19 protein-coding genes and 1 other RNA gene are annotated in these 20302 nt (G+C 43.8%); 12 read left to right on the top strand and 8 right to left on the bottom strand.

Features of this window, described 5'->3' with window-relative positions:
• From MJ612_RS06160 to MJ612_RS06150, 3 genes are all read left to right on the top strand, one after another.
• On the top strand, positions 1-981 hold the full coding sequence (locus MJ612_RS06160) for an electron transfer flavoprotein subunit alpha/FixB family protein (RefSeq protein ID WP_187030465.1): 981 nt from the start codon (positions 1-3) through the stop codon (positions 979-981).
• Between the two features lie 17 nt (positions 982-998).
• Positions 999-1601: a bifunctional nuclease family protein gene (locus MJ612_RS06155; protein WP_187030463.1), complete on the top strand. Its 603-nt coding sequence runs from the start codon at positions 999-1001 to the stop codon at positions 1599-1601.
• Between the two features lie 101 nt (positions 1602-1702).
• Positions 1703-3004: a NupC/NupG family nucleoside CNT transporter gene (locus MJ612_RS06150; protein WP_187030461.1), complete on the top strand. Its 1302-nt coding sequence runs from the start codon at positions 1703-1705 to the stop codon at positions 3002-3004.
• Between the two features lie 79 nt (positions 3005-3083).
• Here MJ612_RS06150 and MJ612_RS06145 read toward each other — a convergent pair whose 3' ends face one another.
• Together MJ612_RS06145 and MJ612_RS06140 are read right to left on the bottom strand one after the other, a co-directional pair.
• Positions 3084-3881: an ABC transporter ATP-binding protein gene (locus MJ612_RS06145; protein WP_187030459.1), complete on the bottom strand. Its 798-nt coding sequence runs from the start codon at positions 3879-3881 to the stop codon at positions 3084-3086.
• A 13-nt stretch (positions 3882-3894) separates the two neighbouring features.
• Positions 3895-4626: an MlaE family ABC transporter permease gene (locus tag MJ612_RS06140; protein ID WP_187030457.1), complete on the bottom strand. Its 732-nt coding sequence runs from the start codon at positions 4624-4626 to the stop codon at positions 3895-3897.
• 114 nt (positions 4627-4740) lie between these two features.
• Between MJ612_RS06140 and MJ612_RS06135 the strand changes: the two genes are divergently transcribed.
• The 6 genes from MJ612_RS06135 (at position 4741) to dnaN (ending at position 11070) form a co-directional block, all read left to right on the top strand.
• Complete coding sequence (locus MJ612_RS06135; protein WP_187030455.1) at positions 4741-5448, top strand: SDR family oxidoreductase; 708 nt, start codon at positions 4741-4743, stop codon at positions 5446-5448.
• A 108-nt stretch (positions 5449-5556) separates the two neighbouring features.
• Positions 5557-6261: an SDR family oxidoreductase gene (locus MJ612_RS06130; protein ID WP_187030453.1), complete on the top strand. Its 705-nt coding sequence runs from the start codon at positions 5557-5559 to the stop codon at positions 6259-6261.
• Between the two features lie 122 nt (positions 6262-6383).
• The gene (gene gldA, locus MJ612_RS06125) at positions 6384-7298 is read left to right on the top strand and encodes a gliding motility-associated ABC transporter ATP-binding subunit GldA (RefSeq protein WP_187030451.1); all 915 of its coding nucleotides are present in this window, start codon (positions 6384-6386) and stop codon (positions 7296-7298) included.
• Positions 7299-7416: 118 nt separating this feature from the next.
• The gene (gene gldF, locus MJ612_RS06120; protein ID WP_187030449.1) at positions 7417-8145 is read left to right on the top strand and encodes a gliding motility-associated ABC transporter permease subunit GldF; all 729 of its coding nucleotides are present in this window, start codon (positions 7417-7419) and stop codon (positions 8143-8145) included.
• Positions 8139-9839 (top strand): gliding motility-associated ABC transporter substrate-binding protein GldG, encoded by a 1701-nt coding sequence (gene gldG / locus MJ612_RS06115; RefSeq protein WP_187030447.1) that lies wholly within the window; start codon positions 8139-8141, stop codon positions 9837-9839. Before gldF ends, gldG begins: the two co-directional genes overlap by 7 nt.
• A 106-nt stretch (positions 9840-9945) precedes the next feature.
• The gene (dnaN, locus tag MJ612_RS06110) at positions 9946-11070 is read left to right on the top strand and encodes a DNA polymerase III subunit beta (protein ID WP_187030445.1); all 1125 of its coding nucleotides are present in this window, start codon (positions 9946-9948) and stop codon (positions 11068-11070) included.
• A 130-nt stretch (positions 11071-11200) separates the two neighbouring features.
• Here dnaN and MJ612_RS06105 read toward each other — a convergent pair whose 3' ends face one another.
• On the bottom strand, positions 11201-12262 hold the full coding sequence (locus MJ612_RS06105) for an endonuclease/exonuclease/phosphatase family protein (protein ID WP_187030442.1): 1062 nt from the start codon (positions 12260-12262) through the stop codon (positions 11201-11203).
• A 41-nt stretch (positions 12263-12303) separates the two neighbouring features.
• Between MJ612_RS06105 and gldC the strand changes: the two genes are divergently transcribed.
• Entirely contained in the window at positions 12304-12645 is a 342-nt protein-coding gene (gene gldC, locus MJ612_RS06100; RefSeq protein ID WP_187030440.1) for a gliding motility protein GldC, read from the top strand.
• A 68-nt stretch (positions 12646-12713) separates the two neighbouring features.
• Here the strand turns inward: gldC and MJ612_RS06095 are convergent, their stop codons facing one another.
• The 5 genes from MJ612_RS06095 to guaA form a co-directional block, all read right to left on the bottom strand.
• Entirely contained in the window at positions 12714-13157 is a 444-nt protein-coding gene (locus MJ612_RS06095; RefSeq protein ID WP_187030438.1) for a hypothetical protein, read from the bottom strand.
• A 199-nt stretch (positions 13158-13356) separates the two neighbouring features.
• Positions 13357-13893: a dCTP deaminase gene (gene dcd, locus MJ612_RS06090; protein WP_162345581.1), complete on the bottom strand. Its 537-nt coding sequence runs from the start codon at positions 13891-13893 to the stop codon at positions 13357-13359.
• Between the two features lie 125 nt (positions 13894-14018).
• The gene (gene hemL, locus MJ612_RS06085) at positions 14019-15314 is read right to left on the bottom strand and encodes a glutamate-1-semialdehyde 2,1-aminomutase (protein ID WP_187030436.1); all 1296 of its coding nucleotides are present in this window, start codon (positions 15312-15314) and stop codon (positions 14019-14021) included.
• 24 nt (positions 15315-15338) lie between these two features.
• Positions 15339-17030 carry an ABC transporter substrate-binding protein gene (locus MJ612_RS06080; protein ID WP_187030434.1) on the bottom strand — a complete coding sequence of 564 codons (1692 nt, stop codon included), beginning with the start codon at positions 17028-17030 and terminating at the stop codon, positions 15339-15341.
• A gap of 89 nt (positions 17031-17119) precedes the next feature.
• The gene (gene guaA, locus MJ612_RS06075) at positions 17120-18649 is read right to left on the bottom strand and encodes a glutamine-hydrolyzing GMP synthase (RefSeq protein ID WP_187030432.1); all 1530 of its coding nucleotides are present in this window, start codon (positions 18647-18649) and stop codon (positions 17120-17122) included.
• A 758-nt stretch (positions 18650-19407) separates the two neighbouring features.
• Here guaA and ffs point away from each other — a divergent pair.
• An RNA gene (gene ffs / locus MJ612_RS06070) (signal recognition particle sRNA small type) lies at positions 19408-19504 on the top strand.
• 109 nt (positions 19505-19613) lie between these two features.
• On the top strand, positions 19614-20270 hold the full coding sequence (fsa, locus tag MJ612_RS06065) for a fructose-6-phosphate aldolase (RefSeq protein ID WP_187030430.1): 657 nt from the start codon (positions 19614-19616) through the stop codon (positions 20268-20270).
• Positions 20271-20302: the final 32 nt, after the last annotated feature.

The raw sequence follows: 20302 nt of genomic DNA, 5'->3' as shown, positions 1-20302 counted from the left end.
ATGTCTGTATTAGTTTTTGTAGAAGGTTTTAACGGAGAGATCAAGAAGTCTTCGTTAGAAGCAGCCACTTATGGCTACCAGGTAGCACAGCAGCTTGGTACAACAGCTACAGCAGTAGCAATAGGCGAGGTGCACGAAGATGCGCTTGCAAAATTAGGTGAGCACGGTATAAGCAAAGTTTTATACGATGCCGACAGCCGCCTGAACCAGTTTGTTGCTGATGCTTATGTAAAAGTAATTGCAAAAGCTGCACAACAGGAGAATGCAAAAGTGCTGGTATTCTCTAACTCAAACATTGGCGCTGCAGTTGGTTCTAAGCTAGCTGTGCGTTTAAATGGCTCGCTGGCAACTAACGTAACTACACTGCCTAAAACAGATGGCGGTCAGTTTATAGTTACACGTAGCGTGTTCTCAGGTAAGGCCTTTGCTGATGTAAACCTTACTTCTGATGTAAAGATCATTGCTGTTAAGAAAAATGCGCTTGAAGCTGCCAGTACAGGAAGCGGATCGGCAACAGTTGAGAAATTCTCTGCCGACCTGAGCGATGCTGACTTTGTAGCTGCTCCGAAAGAAACAATTATGCAGGACACCAGCGGCGGCGTATTGCTGACGGAGGCTGAGATTGTAGTGTCGGGTGGTCGCGGTCTGAAAGGACCTGAGAACTGGCATTTGATAGAGGATCTGGCAAAAGCGCTTGGTGCTGCTACAGCCTGCTCTAAGCCGGTTGCTGACCTTGACTGGAGACCTCACCACGAGCACGTGGGCCAGACAGGTATCGCTGTAAGCCCTAACCTATATATTGCTATAGGTATTTCCGGTGCTATTCAGCACTTAGCTGGTGTTAACTCTTCTAAAGTTATTGTCGTTATTAACAAGGACCCGGAGGCGCCGTTCTTTAAAGCTGCCGATTATGGCATCGTTGGAGACGCTTTTGACGTAGTTCCTAAATTAATAGAGGCTGCCAAGGCCCTTGACAAATAGACTAAGAAGGCTTAATTGTGAAAAAAATTCAATTAGAGATACTCGGACTCTCTTCCAGTCAGTCGCAGACGGGCTCGTTTGCGCTTGTGCTTGGCGAGAGAGATGGAAACAGAAGGCTGCCGATCATAATCGGTATGTTTGAAGCGCAATCTATCGCGATACAGATCGAAAAAATAAACCCTAACCGGCCGCTTACTCACGACTTGTTCAAGTCGTTTGCAGAGCAGGTAAACGTAAGTATAACCGAAGTTCTGATTTCGGACTTAAAAGAAGGGGTTTTCTATTCCAAGATTATGTGCTCCGATGGCGAAAAGGAATTTGAACTGGATGCACGCCCGTCAGATGCCATTGCCATAGGTTTACGTTTTGGTGTTCCGATCTATACTGTAGAAAGTGTATTATCCGAAGCCGGTATTATACTCAGCGACCTGGAGGAAGAAGAGGAGGAAAACGAAGAAGCTGCAACTGTGAAGAGTACTTCAACAACAAGCAGCAGTTCTAAAGAACCTCTTAACGAAACCTCGGTTGACGATCTGAACAAAATGCTGAACGAAGCACTTGAAAAAGAGGATTACGAAAAAGCTGCTAAAATCAGGGATGAGCTGAATAAACGCAATTAAGACAACTATAATATTATACCGAAAGTCCTGCATTTAATAGGTGCAGGACTTTTTGTTTTATAACATTTATACCTTACTTTTGACAAATTTTTAGCCTTCTTATGTTTGACATTTTTAGAGGTATAATAGGTCTTATTGTCCTGTTATCTATTGGCTTTCTGTTCTCTACGAGCAGAAAATCCATCAACTGGAGAATCGTTATATACGGTGTTTTTCTTCAGTTATTGTTCGGAGTACTTGTAACCAAGGTTCCGCTTGTAGCCGATGGTTTTGCATTTGTAAGCCGGGCATTTGTAAAACTTCTGAGCTTCTCAAACGAGGGAGCGCGTTTCCTTTTCGGCAACCTGGCCGACCCTGCACAAAATGCCGGACTTGGGTTTATCTTCGCTTTCAATGTCCTTCCAACTATAATATTTTTCTCAGCTGTTTCTTCTGGTTTATACTATTTAGGCGTTCTGCAAAAGATAGTATATGGTATTGCTTGGGTAATGTCGAAAGGTATGCGCTTATCTGGTGCCGAAAGTTTATCTGCAGCAGGTAACATTTTTATGGGACAGACAGAGGCGCCACTTCTGGTACGTCCGTTTATCTCCCACATGACGCGCTCGGAGCTGATGTGTTTGATGAAAGGAGGTATGGCTACGCTGGCTGGTGGTGTACTGGCAGCTTATGTATCCTTTTTAGGTGGCAGCGACCCGGCACAACAAGCCATATTTGCAGCACACTTGCTTACAGCTTCAATCATGAACGCGCCTGCCGGTATTGTACTTTCTAAAATGCTGGTACCTGAAACCGAAGGTGATAAAATAAACACGAGACTGGAAGTAAACCCGGAGCAGGTTGGTGTAAACATAATTGATGCTGTATCGAGAGGTGCAGCAGATGGTTTAAGACTGGCTGCCAACGTGGGTGGTATGTTGCTTGCCTTTATTGCAGTAATTGCCTTACTTAACTATGCCTTAATGAAACTGGGTGCTGCTACAGGCCTGAACGAGCTTGTGGTTGCCAGCACAGGTGGTCAGTTTGATGGTTTCTCTTTCCAGTACATTCTAGGTCAGATTTTCAGAGTGTTCGCTTTTATCATGGGTGTTCCGTGGGTTGACACACTACAGGTAGGTAGCTTGCTTGGTCAGAAAACAGCTATTAACGAATTTGTGGCTTACCTTGATCTTGCGAATATGAAAACAGAAGGCACACTAACAACCAAGTCTGTAATTATGGCAACATATGCGCTTTGCGGTTTCTCTAATTTTAGTTCTATTGCGATACAGGTTGGTGGCATTGGAGGTATGGCGCCTAACCAGCAAGGCAATATTTCTCGTCTGGGTTTCCTTGCTCTTTTAGGAGCTTCTATTGCCTGTATGATGTCTGCTACTGTAGCAGGTATGTTATACTCTATCTAAGCACAAAATTGTTAGTAATAAAAGAAGAGGCTTCCGGTTTACCGGAAGCCTCTTCTTTTATGCTTTAAAAGCAAATTTTTTATTTCGATTCCCGTTTCTCTTCCTGTTCTTCACGCTCTTCTTCTTCAACTTTCTTTGCATCACGCATTAAACGGTTGGCAAAGATAAATTCGTTGAGTTCTCTGATATCGGTGTCCATTATCTCGTCACGGGTGCCTTCCCAGAGTTTCTTGCCTTCGTACAGGAACATAATATTATCACCTATCTCTATTACAGAGTTCATGTCGTGGGTTACAACTATAGTAGTGATATTATATTCTTCTGTAATTTCCTTTATCAGCTCATCAATTTTAAGGGCAGTAAGGGGGTCCAGACCTGAGTTAGGCTCATCGCAGAACAGGTAAGTACAGTTTGGAGCAATAGCGCGTGCTATACCTACACGTTTTTTCATACCACCACTCAGCTCAGAAGGCATCTTTTTATTTGATCCCTCAAGCCCCACCCGTTTCAGGCAAAAGTTAACACGATCCATCCGGTCGCTTTTGCTCATGTCAGGAGTAAGCATTTTTAAAGGAAACTCTACATTTTGCTCCACATTCATGGAGTCAAACAGGGCTGAGCTTTGGAATAACATCCCGATTTTGCGGCGTATTTCCTGCCGGATGTCCAACTTGTTATTGGTAAAGTAAGTGCCATCAAATGTTACACTGCCAATGTCGGGCTTTACCAGCCCCACAATGCATTTGAGCAAAACACTTTTTCCGGTTCCGCTGGCGCCAAGCAGCAGGTTTGTTTTTCCTGTTTCAAAAACACCGCTTACCCCGTCAAGTACCTTCTTACCGCCAAAGGTTTTATGTATATTGTGTATTTCTATCATAAGTTAAAGAAGCCTAAAGTAGTAGTTCGGCGCATACATAATCAGCAATCAGCACAGCAATTACACTGTTTGTTACAGCAGTTGTACTGGCAGCTCCCACTTCAAGTGCTCCGCCTGCCGTATAATATCCCCGGAATGAAGACAGAGAAGATATCAGGAATGCGAAAACTACAGACTTTATAAGAGCAAATACGATATTATAAGGAATAAAGGCATCGCGTATACCGGTAATATATTCCTGAGCTGTTAGCGCGTTTGTTAACGTACCAGCCACGTAGCCACCCGCTATCGACAGGAACATGGCAAGTATAACCAGCATTGGGAAAACCAGCAGTGCAGCAAGTATTTTAGGCAGCACCAGGTAATTGGCAGAGTTTATACCCATTACTTCAAGGGCATCTACCTGTTCGGTTATTTGCATGGTACCCAGGCCGCCGGCAATGTTAGAACCAACTTTACCGGCCAATACTATGGATGTTATAGTTGGTGCCAGCTCCAGTATTGTCATTTCGCGTACCATAAAACCTATGGTAGAGCGGGGTATAAGTGCGTTGGTAAGATTATAAGATACCTGAACACATGTTACAGCCCCAATAAAAGTAGATACAATAGCCACTATAAAAATGGAGTTTATACCTATCAGGATGGCTTCGTCTATCGTCCTGTTGAAGATAATCTTTGGAGACTCGCTTCGGGTGATAAGGCTACCCATGAATATTAAATATTTTCCGAAATGCTCGAGCATATGGGTGTTTGTCCTCTCAGGATCAGGGTTTATGTTAGTTTAGGTCAAAAATACTCTATTAATGCCTATCTTACGGTTAAAATAGCAAAACATATAAAAATTAACATGTACCACATGCAACGATATATACTTGTAACAGGAGGCACAAAAGGTATAGGCAGAGCAGTTGTAGAACAATTCGCAAAAGAAGGATTCCACATCATTACCTGCTCCCGAAACGAAAATGACCTGCAAAAGTTGAAAATAGATATAGAGCAAGCCTATACTTTTTCAAAAGTACTGTATATGCAGGCCGATTTAAGTGTCAGTAAATCATTACAAGAGTTTATAAAGTACGTGCAGGAGCTTAAGGTTCAGGTAGATGTGGTGGTGAATAACAGCGGACTTTTTATACCTGGTAAGGTAAGTGAAGAAGATGACGACGCGCTCCCTTTCATGATCAACACTAACTTGTATAGTGCTTATTATATAGCTAAAACTTTTGTGAAAGATATGATCAAACGCCGCAGCGGACATATTTTTACGCTTTGTTCTACAGCCAGTATTGTGCCTTACACCAACGGGGGCTCTTATTGTATCTCTAAATTTGCTTTATACGGTATGACGAAAGTACTGCGGGAAGAAACAAAAGAGCATAACGTAAAAGTAACAGCTATACTTCCGGGTGCAACTTTAACAGCCAGTTGGGAAGGAGTGGACCTGCCACCGGAACGTTTTATGAAATCAGAAGACGTGGCTCAGGCTATCTGGGGAGCTTATACTATGTCAGAGAACAGTGTGGTAGAAGAAATTCTGATCAGGCCACAACTGGGAGATATTTAAGTTAGAAAGTTTAAGAAGGAAGAGTTTAGGAGTTAGAGAGGTTAACAATTCAGTAATAAATAATTTAACAATCAGCAATTAACTAACAGCAATTTAAACTATAAAACTATGGAATTACAAGGTAAGATAGCGGTGGTAACCGGCGTTAGCAAAGGTATAGGGTTTTCTACAGTTCAGGCGCTTTTAGATAAGGGTGCTATAGTTGCCGGCTGGGGCAGAACAGCGCCCGAATTACAGCACCAGAATTTCCATTTTTTTGAATGTGATGTGCGCTACCCGGATTCGGTGCAGAATGCTTTTGACCAAACTATTACCAGGTTAGGTGTGCATGTAGCCGTGCTGGTTAATAACGCAGGATTAGGTATAAGCGGTAAGTTAGACGAGATAAGCCTTGATGACTGGCATACAATGTTTGAAACCAACGTAAATGGCATTTTCTACTGCACCCGCCTTGTGTTACCGGAAATGAAAGAACAGGGAGAAGGACACATCATAAACATTTCATCTATTGCCGGCACCACAGGTATCGAGGAAATGTCGGGGTACTGCGGCTCTAAACATGCGGTGCGGGGTATTTCTCAGTCTTTGTATAAGGAGGTGCGCAACTATGGGATTAAGGTTACCTGCATTTACCCGGGCTCAGTAAATACAAACTTCTTCGATAACTTTGAGAACATCACCTCCCGTGAAAACATGATGCGCCCTGAAGATATTGCGTCAACTATAGTTCATGCTCTGGAGTCTCATCCAAATTATCACCATGTAGATATAGAAGTTCGCCCGCTAATGCCGAAGGGCAGGATCCAGAAATAAAACTAAGATTCTAAGAAAGTCAGGATTTTAGTACTTTTGAGCCAAAATAATTAGAATGGAAGGATTTAAAACCCTTGATCACATTCTTAATTCGTAATTCTTAATTTGTAATTCTTTAAAGCTTGTCTGTAGAAGTAAAGAACCTGACCAAGATTTTCGGAACGCAGCGGGCAGTAGATGATATATCATTTACTGTAGAGCAGGGGCAGATCCTGGGTTTTCTGGGGCCAAATGGTGCCGGTAAATCCACAACTATGAAGATTGCCACCTGTTACCTACCACCAACTTCCGGAACAATACTTGTAAATAGCCATGACGTGGTAAGAGACCCGATTGCGGTACGCCGTATGGTTGGTTATTTGCCTGAGCATAATCCGCTTTACCTGGATATGTATGTGCACGAATACCTGGAGTTTGTAGCGTCAGTTTACGGCATAAAGGGCAAGCAAGCCAAAGCACGTGTGCAGGAGATGGTGGAGCTTTGCGGTCTGACGCTGGAACAAGGCAAAAAGATTGGAGCATTATCAAAAGGTTACCGGCAGCGGGTTGGTTTAGCGCAAGCCTTGGTGCACGACCCACAGGTACTTATACTTGATGAGCCCACGACAGGCCTTGACCCCAACCAGATCGTAGAGATCCGCTCACTTATCAAACGCATCGGGCAGAACAAGACAGTTATTTTCTCGACGCACATTATGCAGGAAGTTACCGCTATTTGCGACCGTGTGGTGATTATTAACCGTGGTAAGCTGGTAGCTGATAGTGATGTAGCAAGTCTGCAGGCTGGTAACAGGGGAGCTAAACTAACGCTTGTAGAGTTTGAGCAACCGATAAGTATAGAACTGCTGCAAAGTATAGCCGGAGTTGAAGATGTTGAACTGGTTCAGAATAATACCTATCGAATTACATCGCTCCAGGACGCCGATATCCGTGCTTCAGTGTTCCGAATTGCAGCAGAACAGAACTGGCCACTGGTTGGGCTACGGCAGGAAGAAAACTCACTCGAACAGATTTTCCAACAGTTAACAAAAAATTAGAAATTCAAAATTAGAAATTAGAAATGATAAGGTTAAAGTACCTGGTCGATTATAGTTTAACACTAGCTGCCAGGTCATGATTTTAATTTCTAATTCATAATTTTTAATTACATCGTAGATGCTCGCTATACTTAAAAAAGAATTTAACGGCTTCCTTAACTCCCTGATCGCTTATATGGTGATTGCGGTGTTTTTGGTAGCTACCGGTATGTTTATGTGGGTGTTCCCGGAGAGCAGCGTGCTAACCTATGGCTATGCCGATATGCAGACGCTCTTCTCTATGGCACCATGGCTTTTCCTGTTCCTGATACCGGCTATAACCATGCGTACCTTTGCCGAAGAGAAACGTGAAGGAACGATTGAGCTGCTGCTGACTAAACCCATTACAGATCTACAGCTTATACTAGGTAAATACTTTGCGGCATTGCTGCTGGTGCTTTTTGCTCTACTGCCGTCGCTGCTATACTACTATACAGTATATGAATTAGGTAATCCGCAAGGAAACGTAGATTCGGCTGCTGTAGTGGGCTCGTACCTGGGGCTTATGTTTCTGGCTGGCGTGTTTTGTGCCATTGGGGTTTTTGCCTCATCTATTTCCAGCAACCAGATCATTTCATTTATAGTGGCGCTGTTCATGTGCTACATCATTTATACCGGTTTCGACCTGCTGGCTTCCATTCCGGCACTTGCTAGCTATAGTTATTTTATAGGCCAGTTAGGTATCTCTTACCACTACGATGCCATCAGCAAAGGCCTTGTTGACTCCCGCGATGTGTTATACTTTTTAACGGTAATAGCCATCATGATTCTATCTACTAAACTTGTACTGAGCAGCAGAAAATGGTAACGCAGGATACTACAAAAACAGCAAGCAAGCACCGCCGCGATATTACCGGATATGTTATAGCTATAGTTGTGTTGGTGGTGCTTAATGCATTGGTATACAATTACTTTTTCAGGCTTGATTTAACTGAAGATAAAAGGTATTCTATTTCACCGGTAACCGAACAGATGTTGGGTAATCTTCAGGACGAAGTGTTTGTAGAAGTTTACCTGGAGGGTGATTTCCCGGCTGGCTTTAAGCGTTTGCATCAATCGGTGCGTGAGACGCTGGATGAGTTCAGGATCTACTCTGATGGGAATGTACGTTTCCTATTCTTTGACCCAAATTCAATCACAGATGAAAAGAAGCGGGCAGAGTTTATGCAGCAGCTTGCTCAAAAAGGTATACAACCAACTAACCTGAAAGCAACTGAAGAAGGCAAACAGGTAGAGCGCCTTGTTTTTCCGGGAGCAGTGATAAAGTATAAAGGAAAAGAAACGGCAGTAAACTTCCTGAAAGGTAACCTAGCTGCTTCTCCGGACGAACGCCTGAACCAGTCGGTGGAAGGAGTGGAATACGAACTAGCCACAGCGGTGCGCAAGGTAGCTTTTCAGGGGAATAAAGTGATTGGGTATATTACCGGACAGGGGGAGTTACCGCAACAGCAGGCAACCGATTTGTTAGGCTCTTTACAGGAGTATTACCGCGTGGCATTAGGAGAACTGGACCAGATTCCGTCACTACAAGGGTTGGATCTGATTATCATAGCCAAACCAACAGCATCTTACACCGAGGCCGACAAGTATAAAATTGACCAGTTCATTATGAACGGGGGCAAAGCGGTGTTCTTTGTAGATGCCATGAATGCCGAGCTAGATAGTTTGGGTGCCGGAGGTACATTTGCCATGCCTTACAACCACAACCTCGACGACCTGTTCTTCCGCTATGGTGTACGCCTTAACCCAACCCTAATAATGGATCTTAACTCCGGGTTTATACCTATGGTTACCGGCTATACAGGAGGCAGACCACAAACTGAAATGCTGAACTGGCGTTTTTATCCGCTCCTGAACAAGTATAGCAAGCACCCAATTACCCGCAACCTGGATGCCGTATATAGTAAGTTTATTGGAACTATAGATACGGTTAAGGCTACCGGAGTCCGTAAGACACCTCTGGTTTATACTTCGCGCTATTCGCGGGTAATGCAGGCCCCGGTGCCGCTTACGCTGGAGGAGATACGTATGGAGGTAAACCCCGAGCAATATCAAGCAGGGGAGCAGCCAGTAGGATATCTGCTGGAAGGCTCCTTTACCTCGTTGTTCCGTAACAGGAGAGCTCCGGCAGGGGCTGCCTCTACAGCAGTTAAAGAGCAGGGCGTGCCGACAAAGATTGCCGTTTTCTCAGATGGTGACCTTATCCGGAATGATGTGAACCCAAGAACCGGACAGGCATATGAACTTGGTTTCGACAGGTTTAATAACATTAAGTTTGCCAACAAGGAGCTTGCCATGAACACAATCCATTACCTGCTGGATTCGGAAGGATTAATTAACGTGAGAAGCAAGGAAATTAAGCTTCGGCCGTTAGACAAGGTACGTGTGCAGGAGGAGAAAACATTCTGGCAAGCGCTGAACCTGATAGGCCCACTTGTGGTGCTGGCGCTGTTTGGTATAACACGCTACTACCTGCGCAAGCGTAAGTATGAAAAGTTCTAAAAATATACTTTAAAACAGGTATAAATCTATAAAACCTTTGCTTCCGGACTTAGTATAAATCCGAATTATTTTTAACTTTGCCTAAATAACATTATAGGGATATAGAATGAAATTTATAGTTTCTTCATCTGCGCTGCTGAAGCAGTTAGCCAGCATAAATGGGGTGGTAACCAACAACCCGGTAGTGCCCATCCTTGAGAACTTCCTGTTCGAGATCAGCGACAGCACTTTAACCATTACTGCCAGCGACCTGGAAACTTCCATGATCACGGAATTACCTGTTGAGGCAAAAGAAAATGGCCGTATTGCCGCTCCAGCTAAAATTTTGTTGGATACCCTGAAGAACCTGCCAGACCAGCCGGTTACTTTCACTATAGACGAAGAAACTTATACTATCGAGATCAGCTCATCGAACGGCCGTTATAAACTGTCTGGCGAGAATGCGACAGATTTCCCACGTGTGCCTGTTGTAAAAGGTGGCAACGCGATTGAGATCCCTTCTAATGTACTTTCAAGGGCTATCAACAAAACCATCTTTGCAGTTAGCAACGATGAGCTTCGTCCGGCCATGACGGGTATATTTGTGCAGCTTCGTTCTGATAACGTTACATTTGTAGCTACTGATGGCCACAGACTGCTGCGTTACCGCCGTACCGATATCGCTACCAGCCAGGAAGCATCGCTGATTATCCCTCGCAAGGCTTTCACGCTGCTGAAGTCTACGTTACCAACTGAGGCTACTTCAGTTCGCGTGGAGTTCAATAACTCAAACGCGTTCTTCAGCTTCGACAATATCCGTATGATTTGCCGTCTGATAGATGAGCGTTATCCGGATTATGAGAACGTTATCCCTGTTCAGAACCCGAATAAACTGATCATTGAACGTCAAGCTCTATTGAGTTCTGTTAAGCGTATTTCTATCTACTCAAATAAAACTACGCACCAGATCCGTTTGAAACTTTCTGGTTCAGAGCTGCAGGTTTCTGCTGAAGACCTAGACTTCTCTAACGAGGCAAATGAGCGTTTGACCTGCCAGTATGATGGCGAAGATATGGAAATCGGCTTTAACGCGAAGTTCCTGATCGAGATGCTGAATAACATGGACTCTGATGAGATCACATTTGAGCTATCAACTCCAAACAGAGCTGGTTTGCTTATGCCGCTTGCCAACGAAGACAACGAAAATGTTTTGATGCTGGTAATGCCTGTAATGCTGAACAACTACGTATAAGGAATATATTTCTCCTAACGCGCAGAAGGCGGGCCTACAAGCCCGCCTTCTGTATTTTCAGACAAGTATAAGGCACAAAAAAAGACGCATTTGAGGCGTCTTAAAATCAGTATATAACCTGAGGGGGCTGTTATTTATTTACTTTAACTTTTATATAGACGGGGAAGTGATCAGAGTAACCCCCTATATAAGTGGTGCCCGAAAAAGTAGTTCTTGGGGTATTCTTATACTTACCGAAGGTATACTTCAGAAATTCAGGATCATGTATCAGGGCTGAACCCTGTACATATTCCAACCCTTTTGTATCCAGTAATCCCTTAGATACCATGATCTGGTCTAGCATTTTAAAATCTCCACGTTTATAGAAGCTGCCCAAACCCTGAACATAGTTAATGTAAAAAGTATTGAACAGGTCTTCTTTATAATAAGGGTTTGGTCTGCCGTTGGCCTTTAAAGTCTGCTGTAAAATTTTTGATCTAGGTTCTTCATCAAAGTCACCCATCACAATAATATTGGCATCAGGATTTGTTTTGAGCTCTGCATCTATCTGCTGACGAAGTTTTTTAGCGGCTGCCTGTCTGTTGCGGTTGCCCTGACGTGTTTTCCCATAATTTGGAGGCCAGTGGTTTACATAGATGGTTACAGGTTCGCCAGCCATCATGCCTTTAACCTGCAATATATCTTTCCCTTTAAAGTTACGCTGTGGGTAATTTACTCTTATTATTTTCTGTAGAGTCGGCTTAAAACGTTTAGGGTTATATAAGAGCGCAACGTCAAGCCCAAGTGGGTCATCAGACTCAAAATGGATTATGCCATACTTCTTTTTCTTTAGCGGGGGAGTGTTTACAAGGTCATCCAGTACTTTACGACTTTCAGCTTCTGTTATACCAAGTACAGCCGGTCCGTCGTTTCCGCCTATTGTTACAATGGCCTGGGCCATATTCTTTAGCTTTTGCTGGTAACGCTTATCATCCCATTTCATGGTACCAGTAGGCGTATAGTCCATATTACGGGCATTTGCTTTGCTGTCGTATAGTTTTTCGAGGTTATAAAAGCCGACAGCATAGGTTTTGTCTGAGCGGGTTAGCAGGCCGGCACAACCGGTAAGGGTGAAAAGGGTAAAAAGCGTAAAGAGTATTTTTATTCCGTGGCGCATCGCGTAACTTTGTAGGTAATATATGTAATCAGGCATATTACGAGATTTAGATACTATAAAGTTTAAAAATTAAGAAAATGAAGAAGTCTGAAATATACTTTAGCATAGCACTTGACGATCAGAAGATACCTGAAGCTATTAGCTGGCGCGCTACTGATGCTGGTGAAAAGATTCATTTTGCAAAAGCGATCAACATTTCGCTTTGGGACAGAGATGAAGCCGGTACTATGAAAATTGATTTATGGACAAAGGACATGCCTGTAGATGAGATGAAATATTTTTATATTGATACAATTGGTGCGATGGCGCAAAGTATAGCTACAGCTACCAGCGACAACGTGATGGCTCAAAAGATGCGCGCGCTTTGCGAAGACCTGATGAACCATGTGGAAGCAGAACGCCAGAAGAACAATCAATAGTATAAAGTATAAAACAAAAAAGACCGCTATGTTTAGCGGTCTTTTTTGTTTTATAGATTGGATATAAATTAGTTTACAGTCGGTACTTCAGTTTCAGCTGTAGTGCTTGCTAAAGCTTTTGTGCTCTCAGAAGCCTGACCTGCGCTAGCTACAAAATCTTTATCGTATTTGCTGTACACTTTACGATCGCCGAAGTAGTTATTGTATTGTACTGTGCTCAATACATTTTCCAGCTTCTCATCACGCTCAGAGCATATTGCTTTGCATTTCTGATCGATCAGTTCCTGGTTGCCTTTGAATTCAGCTTCTACAGCCATCATCTTGGCTACTACTTCCAGGTTTATTTCTCTAAGCTTGTTAGACTGGTAGTTATTTAGACGCAGTTCTCTGATCATCTGATCTGAGAGGTTGTTGGCTCTGTTTTCCACTGTCAGGGATTTCTCATTTCCGTTTGCTGCTGCTGAGAAAATAATGCTTAAGCAAGCGAATGTTGATACCAATAATCTTTTCATAGCGTTTGTCTTTTCCTGTTTTACTTTACTTCCCTGTTGTTATTCTTTAAACCAACCTGCGTCCAAAAAAATTCATTTAGCAGTTAAATTTTCTTCTGTTTACCAGTTGTTCTCTTCTGTAAGATGTATTGCAGTTATTATGCCAAAAGAGCCACTCCGGTGTGGAATGGCTCTTTTATTGCCTGTTATTGGTGTAATGCTACCAGTTGTTCTTCCACATCATAGATTCAACGGGAGTGATGGTGCGATTGTTATACTTGGCGTTCTCTTTCTTGTTGTAGTAGTTCTCGATACCGCCGCTAACCTCAAAATAGATCAGTTGGCCAATCGGCATACCATAGTAAACACGCACCGGCTGCGTTACAGAAATCTCCAGTGTCCAGGTGTTACAGAAGCCTACATCGCCTTTGCCGGCAGTAGCATGAATGTCTATACCTAAACGGCCAACACTTGATTTCCCTTCCAGGAAAGGTACATGTGCATGTGTTTCAGTATATTCTAAAGTTACGCCCAGGTATAAAGTTTCCGGGCGAAGTACGATCCCTTCTTCCGGTATCTCGAAAACATCAATTTCGTTGTGCTGGCGTGCGTCCAGAATCTCATCACGATAGGTGGCTAGGTAACGGCCCAAATGCACATCGTAGGAGTTTGTGCCGAGGCTGGAACGCTTAAATGGCTCGATCAGGATAGTACCTTTCTCTATCTCTTTTAAAATCTGGTTATCTGTTAAGATCATGGAAATTGCACGCTAAAAGTTAATTGTAAAAGTAATGAATAAAGCCTATATACACCAAGTATAAACTGAAAAGCGGCAGCACCATTTTCAGGAACTGCCGCTTTCTTCTTAGTTATACTTTATACTTAGCCCTGAATCGCTTTTAATGCATCATAGTTTGCTTGGATATATTCGTCTACCAGTTCCGGTGTAATTGCTGTAGAAACAAACAGCGATTCATACTGAGAAGGGGCAAGGTAGATTCCACGCTGCAGCATCTCGTTAAAGTAACGGCCAAACAGAGCTGTATCAGATGTTTTTGCACTATCAAAATCAGTTACCGGCTGATCAGTAAAGAAGATAGTGAACATCGAACCTACTTTATTTATAGTATAGTTCAGACCCAACTGCTGCATGTTATTTCGCATTCCTGAAATCATGCGTTCAGTAGTTTCATCAAGCTGGGTGTATACCTGCGGATTATTCTTCAAGTAATTCAGCATCGCCATACCCGCCGACATGGCAATCGGGTTACCGGATAGGGTACCAGCCTGGTAAACTGGCCCGGCCGGAGCAACACAATCCATTATTTCTTTCTTACCACCGTATGCGCCAACCGGCATACCACCACCTATAATTTTGCCTAGTGTGGTCATGTCCGGAGTAACACCAAATAGCTGCTGAGCACCACCCGGAGCAAGTCTGAAACCTGTCATTACTTCATCAAATATCAGCACAATGCCTTCTTTGGTACACAGGTCGCGCAGGCCTTGCAAGAACTCCGGAGTAGGAAGTACAAGGCCCATATTACCCGCAACCGGCTCTAAAATAATAGCAGCCACATTACCTCTGTTGGCATCAACCAATGTCTGTACAGCCTGCAGGTTGTTGTAAGGGGCCGTAAGTGTATCATTAGCGACACCTTTGGTTACACCAGGGCTATCGGGAACACCAAGTGTAATGGCACCGCTACCAGCCGCAATCAGGAAAGAATCACCGTGACCGTGGTAGCAACCTTCAAATTTGATGATCTTGTCGCGGCCGGTATAACCACGCGCCACTCGAATAGCCGACATGGTAGCTTCGGTTCCAGAGTTTACCATGCGCACCTTTTCTATACTTGGCACCATGCTAATGATAAGCTCGGCAATTTCGATTTCCTTGCGGGTAGGAGCACCGAAGGAAAGGGAGTTAGGGATAGCTTGCTGTACAGCCTCCTGCACAATTTCTGCAGCATGTCCGAGAATCATTGGTCCCCAGGAGTTGATGAACTCCATGTAACGGTTTCCATCTTCATCGAATAAATATGCTCCCTTAGCAGATTTTATGAAACGTGGGTTACCGCCTACGGCTCTGAACGCCCTAACAGGGGAATTAACACCACCAGGTATAAAGTTTTGTGCTCTCTGAAACAGTTCTTCACTGATTGGGGCTGTCTTCATCAGGTATAAATTTGGTTTTTATAGTTAGTAAACAGTGTTCACTACCATAAGTTGTAGGTTTTCTAATTTCGTAATCGGTACAAACTGGTTGTCCGGGCGCAGTTCGTTTCTGGAGGATCTGTTGGTATAACCAACTGCTGGATATAAGGCTCCCGGTTTAATTCCGGACTCCAGTAAGGCCTGGGTTAAGTTAGATCCATATTGCTGTAACATACTTCCATAATAGTATAGCATTTCGAAACCAGCGTAGGCATATACAGATGGCGTTATGTTGTAGCGGTTGATGTAGCGTTGTTTAAAGCTTTTTACAGCAGGACTTGTAGAATCTATATATTTCGGACTAATGAAGTATACTTCCAGGTTATCTAACTGGCGCAGTGAGATCTGGTTAATATCTAGCCACTTATGATAAGTAACTAAAGGCAGTTTAGCTGCACTTGCTTGTAATTTGCTGGTCGCATTTACGGCAGCTGCCATCTTCTCTGAGAAAACAGCCATATGCCCTACATCAGTTAAATTGAGTTTGTTGAACGTGCTGGCAGTTGCAGAAGTCTGGCTGGAACTGATTTTTTTGTACGTCTTTATTTTACCGCCTAACTTCTTGAAATGCTCTTTATAAAAATAAGCAAAGGTGGTATCGTCTTTTGTGTTCTCGAAAAGTATAACCGCTGTTTTAGGAGAGAAAGTGCTGTATGCATAAGCAGCAGCCTGTCGTGCCTGCGTAGCTACCGATGACTCAAACAGGAACACATTGCTGTTCTGGCCGGCCAATTCCGCATCCTGAGACAATGGATTAATTACCGGTGTCCCGGTTGCACGTGCAAAGCGGCTGGCAATGCGGGCTGAACTCTTATAAACGGGTCCTATTACCATGTCCATTTGCTTTACTTCTGACAAACCAAGTATACGGCTTACTGTCGCAGTATCTGCGCCTGCATCATAAGTATACAGATTCAATTTAATACCTTGAGACTCCAGTGAATCCTGGGCCAGCTGCATACCAGCATACAGATCATTTACAAACTGGTTTTTACGTGCATTCTGGTTAAGATCCTGGTTTAACTGGAAGGGCAGGAGCAGGGCCACATTGTACCCCTGTTGGCGGCGTGCTGCGGCATTCCGGTACTTGCTCTTGTCCAGGTTGTGCTTGTTTACCAGACGCTCTAATGTTGCCTTATCCTCCGGGCGATACCAGCCACTCATCAGTTTATCAGCATATACCTGAGCCAGAATAGCATCATTTGGGTATCGCTGAATCAGTTTTTCAAACGCCTCTTTATCTGAAATCTTTTGCAGGTAAAAGCGCTCTAAACCGGCTGCATCATTCGCTAACTCTGATGAATTAAGCTGTTGCAGTTGTGTAAGGGCTTCGTCAAAATTACTGCGCTCAAAAAGCACATTAGCAAGCAGATAGGAGGCATCAGACATCTGTTGCCAGTCAGGGTGCTGCGACTTTAGTTGCTGCAGCATTTCCTGCGACTCTTTATACTTTTTAGCCTTGAAAGCTGCTAAAGCATAAAAATATGAAGCTTCCGGTGCGTACGTGTTTCCTTGAGATGTAACCGGCAGGAACTCCGCCATTGCCTGCTCATAGCGCTGCTGTTGCAGGAGGATCTTGCCGTTGCTATACTTTACATCTTCGTGTTGTTGCGCAAAAGCCGGGGTGGCTAATGACAACGTTAACATAACAAGTATACTTTTACAGAAGTTGTTCATATTTTCAATTTTGTAGGAGGGATTGAGTGAATGTGTGAATTAACGAGGTTTTAATCACTCATTCACTCAATCAAAATTCAGTCATTAGCCTATTCCCACTCTATAGTTGCAGGTGGTTTGGAGCTGATGTCGTACACAACGCGGTTAACGCCTTTTACTTTATTTATAATCTCGTTCGATACATCAGCCAGGAATTCATACGGTAAGCGGCTCCAGTCGGCGGTCATGCCATCTATACTTGTAACGGCACGCAAGGCAACCACATTCTCATAAGTTCGTTCATCGCCCATCACACCCACCGATTGCACCGGGGTAAGTATAGCACCGGCCTGCCATACTTCATCATATAACCCAGACTTTTTCAGGTTGCTGATAAAGATATGATCTACCTGCTGCAGGATGTTTACTTTTTCAGGAGTGATATCGCCAAGTATACGGATGGCCAAGCCAGGTCCCGGGAATGGGTGACGACCAAGTATAGCATCATCTATTTTCAGGGTTTTACCTACCAGGCGTACTTCGTCTTTGAATAAGGTTTTAAGCGGCTCCACCACTTTAAGTTTCATAAAGTCTGGTAAGCCACCTACGTTGTGGTGCGATTTTATAGTAGCTGAAGGGCCTTTCACGCTCAACGACTCTATCACATCAGGGTAAATGGTACCTTGAGCCAGCCACTTCACATCTTCTATCTTATGTGCTTCTTCGTCGAACACTTCAATAAACACACGACCAATGGCTTTTCGTTTTGCTTCCGGATCGGTGAGGCCGGCGAGGGCTTCGTAAAATTTGTCTTTCGCATCTACGCCTTTCACATTCAGCCCCATGTGCTTGTAAGAATCCAGCACATTCTCGAACTCATCTTTGCGCAAAAGACCGTTATCTACGAAAATACAGTAAAGGTTCTTCCCAATCGCATGATGAATCAGCATGGCAGCCACACTGGAATCCACACCACCTGATAAGCCAAGTACTACTTTATCGTTGCCCAGTTGCTGTTTTAGTTCTGCCACTGTTGCATCCACAAACTGTTCTGAAGTCCAGTCTTGCTGGCAATCGCAGATATGCACTACAAAGTTGCGGAGCAGGATTTTGCCTTCGTCAGAGTGTGTTACTTCCGGGTGGAACTGAATGCCGTAAGTTTCTTGGTTACGGAGTTTATAGGCTGCCACACGTACCGTTTCGGTACTGGCAATGATTTCGAAATTATCAGGTACCTCTTTTATCGTATCGCCATGCGACATCCAGACTACAGAACCCAGTGTGAGTTCTTTCATCAGGCGGTTTGAAGTATGCAGCTCAGATAAGCGTGCACGGCCATATTCCCGGATGGTTGATGGTGTTACTTCGCCATAGCTTTCATGGGCTATAAGCTGTGCACCATAGCAAACACCTAAAACAGGTATTTTGCCCAAGTATTGTTCAAGTTCTATAGTTGGGTGTTCGGCATCGCGTACAGAGCAGGGACTACCTGATAGTATAACACCTTTTACATCTGCTGTGAGGGCAGGAACATTGTTGTAGGGGTAAATCTCACAGTATACATTAAGCTCGCGAACCCTTCTGGCTATGAGTTGGGTATATTGGGAGCCAAAGTCGAGGATGAGAATTTTTTCTGGCATGCGCAAAGGTAAGGCGCTTTTATAGTAATTGCCAATACTTTTGAAGATATGTGAAGGATAGGGGAATAATAAATGGCTACCTGAAGGGCTGGTTTTATAGTTGTAGTTGTTTAACTTATGGCTAACACTTTTCGAGAGGAGAGGATATAGTTGCTGAGGTTCAATCCCCCTGGCCCTTCTTTTCTAAGGCGGGAAGTTATTTCTCATGCACGATTACACCCCTATAGTCCCCTCAAGGGGACAGTTGCTGCCTATGGAGGTTCAACAGCTTTTAGTTCTATAGTTACAGCCTGTAGAGCGGACAGGTCAAGACCTGTCCCTACGGATCTACAGTGCATGAAAAGCTAAACCACTATAACACCTCCAATCAACTATAGATTAGCTATTGAACTGATATCAGTCTTTGGGTTGAGCGCCTTTTTATTGCGGTGGCGCAGCCAACCCGAGGAACGAGGGTAGCAAGAAAGCAGCAGCGCGATGCCCGAAGACGGGGCCGCGGGGCCGTGAACGCACCAAAGCTAGCTATAAAACTGAAGGCAAGTAAAGCTCCCAGGATTAGAAGTGGCTATGAAAGGACAGCTTGGTTCAATTTGCAACTAATTTCACCTATAGGACATATGAGATTTCTCACTCCGTACGAAATGACAGTAGAAGAATTTATACTACCTGAAAACCTGCTGTTTATAGTTTTGAAGCAAATTTAATCAGATTTTATACCCATATAGTTTGCATTGAAAGATAAAATCAGTACTTTTGTAACGGCAAATCGGCACGGCCAGCTCCTGCCAAATCCCCCAGGACCGGAAGGTAGCAAGGGTAGGCGGTCGAAGCGGCGCGATGTTGGTTTGCCACTTTTTTTTGCCCATACCCCAACGGCATTCGCTGCCACTCTCAAAAAAATACGCTTTCTTTCCGGTTTCAGGATTTATACCTTAGCTTTGCAGGTATAATCATCCCATCTCATATGAAATTCTTTATCGATACTGCAAACCTGCAGGAAATTCACGAAGCACACGATCTTGGTGTGCTGGACGGTGTAACAACCAACCCATCGCTGATGGCAAAAGAAGGTATCTTTGGTCATGACAATGTGATGGCGCACTACAAAAAGATCTGCGAAATTGTAGATGGCGACATCAGCGCAGAAGTGATTGCTACAGATTATGAAAACATTGTAAAAGAAGGTGAGTTCCTTGCTGATCTGCACCCGAACATTGTTGTTAAAGTGCCAATGATCCGTGATGGCGTAAAAGCTATCCGATATTTCAGTGAAAAAGGCATCAAAACAAATTGCACGCTTGTATTCTCTGCTGGCCAGGCTATACTTGCTGCAAAAGCTGGTGCAACGTATGTTTCTCCGTTTGTTGGTCGCTTAGATGACGTTTCTACTGACGGTATGCAGCTAATCGAGCAGATCGTGCAGATCTACGGGAACTATGGTTACCAGACACAGGTACTTGCTGCTTCAGTTCGCCACGTAATGCATTTAGTACAGTGTGCAGAGATCGGTGCCGATGTAGTTACCTGCCCGCTAAATGTAATCACAAGCCTGCTGAACCACCCGCTGACTGACATCGGTCTGCAGAAGTTCCTGGCAGATCACGCAAAAGGCAATAAGTAATATTTAATTACGAATTACGAGTTACGAATTAA

Source organism: Pontibacter deserti, assembly GCF_023630255.1.
GTDB lineage: Bacteria > Bacteroidota > Bacteroidia > Cytophagales > Hymenobacteraceae > Pontibacter > Pontibacter deserti.
This window is presented reverse-complemented; position numbering and strand designations above follow the sequence as displayed.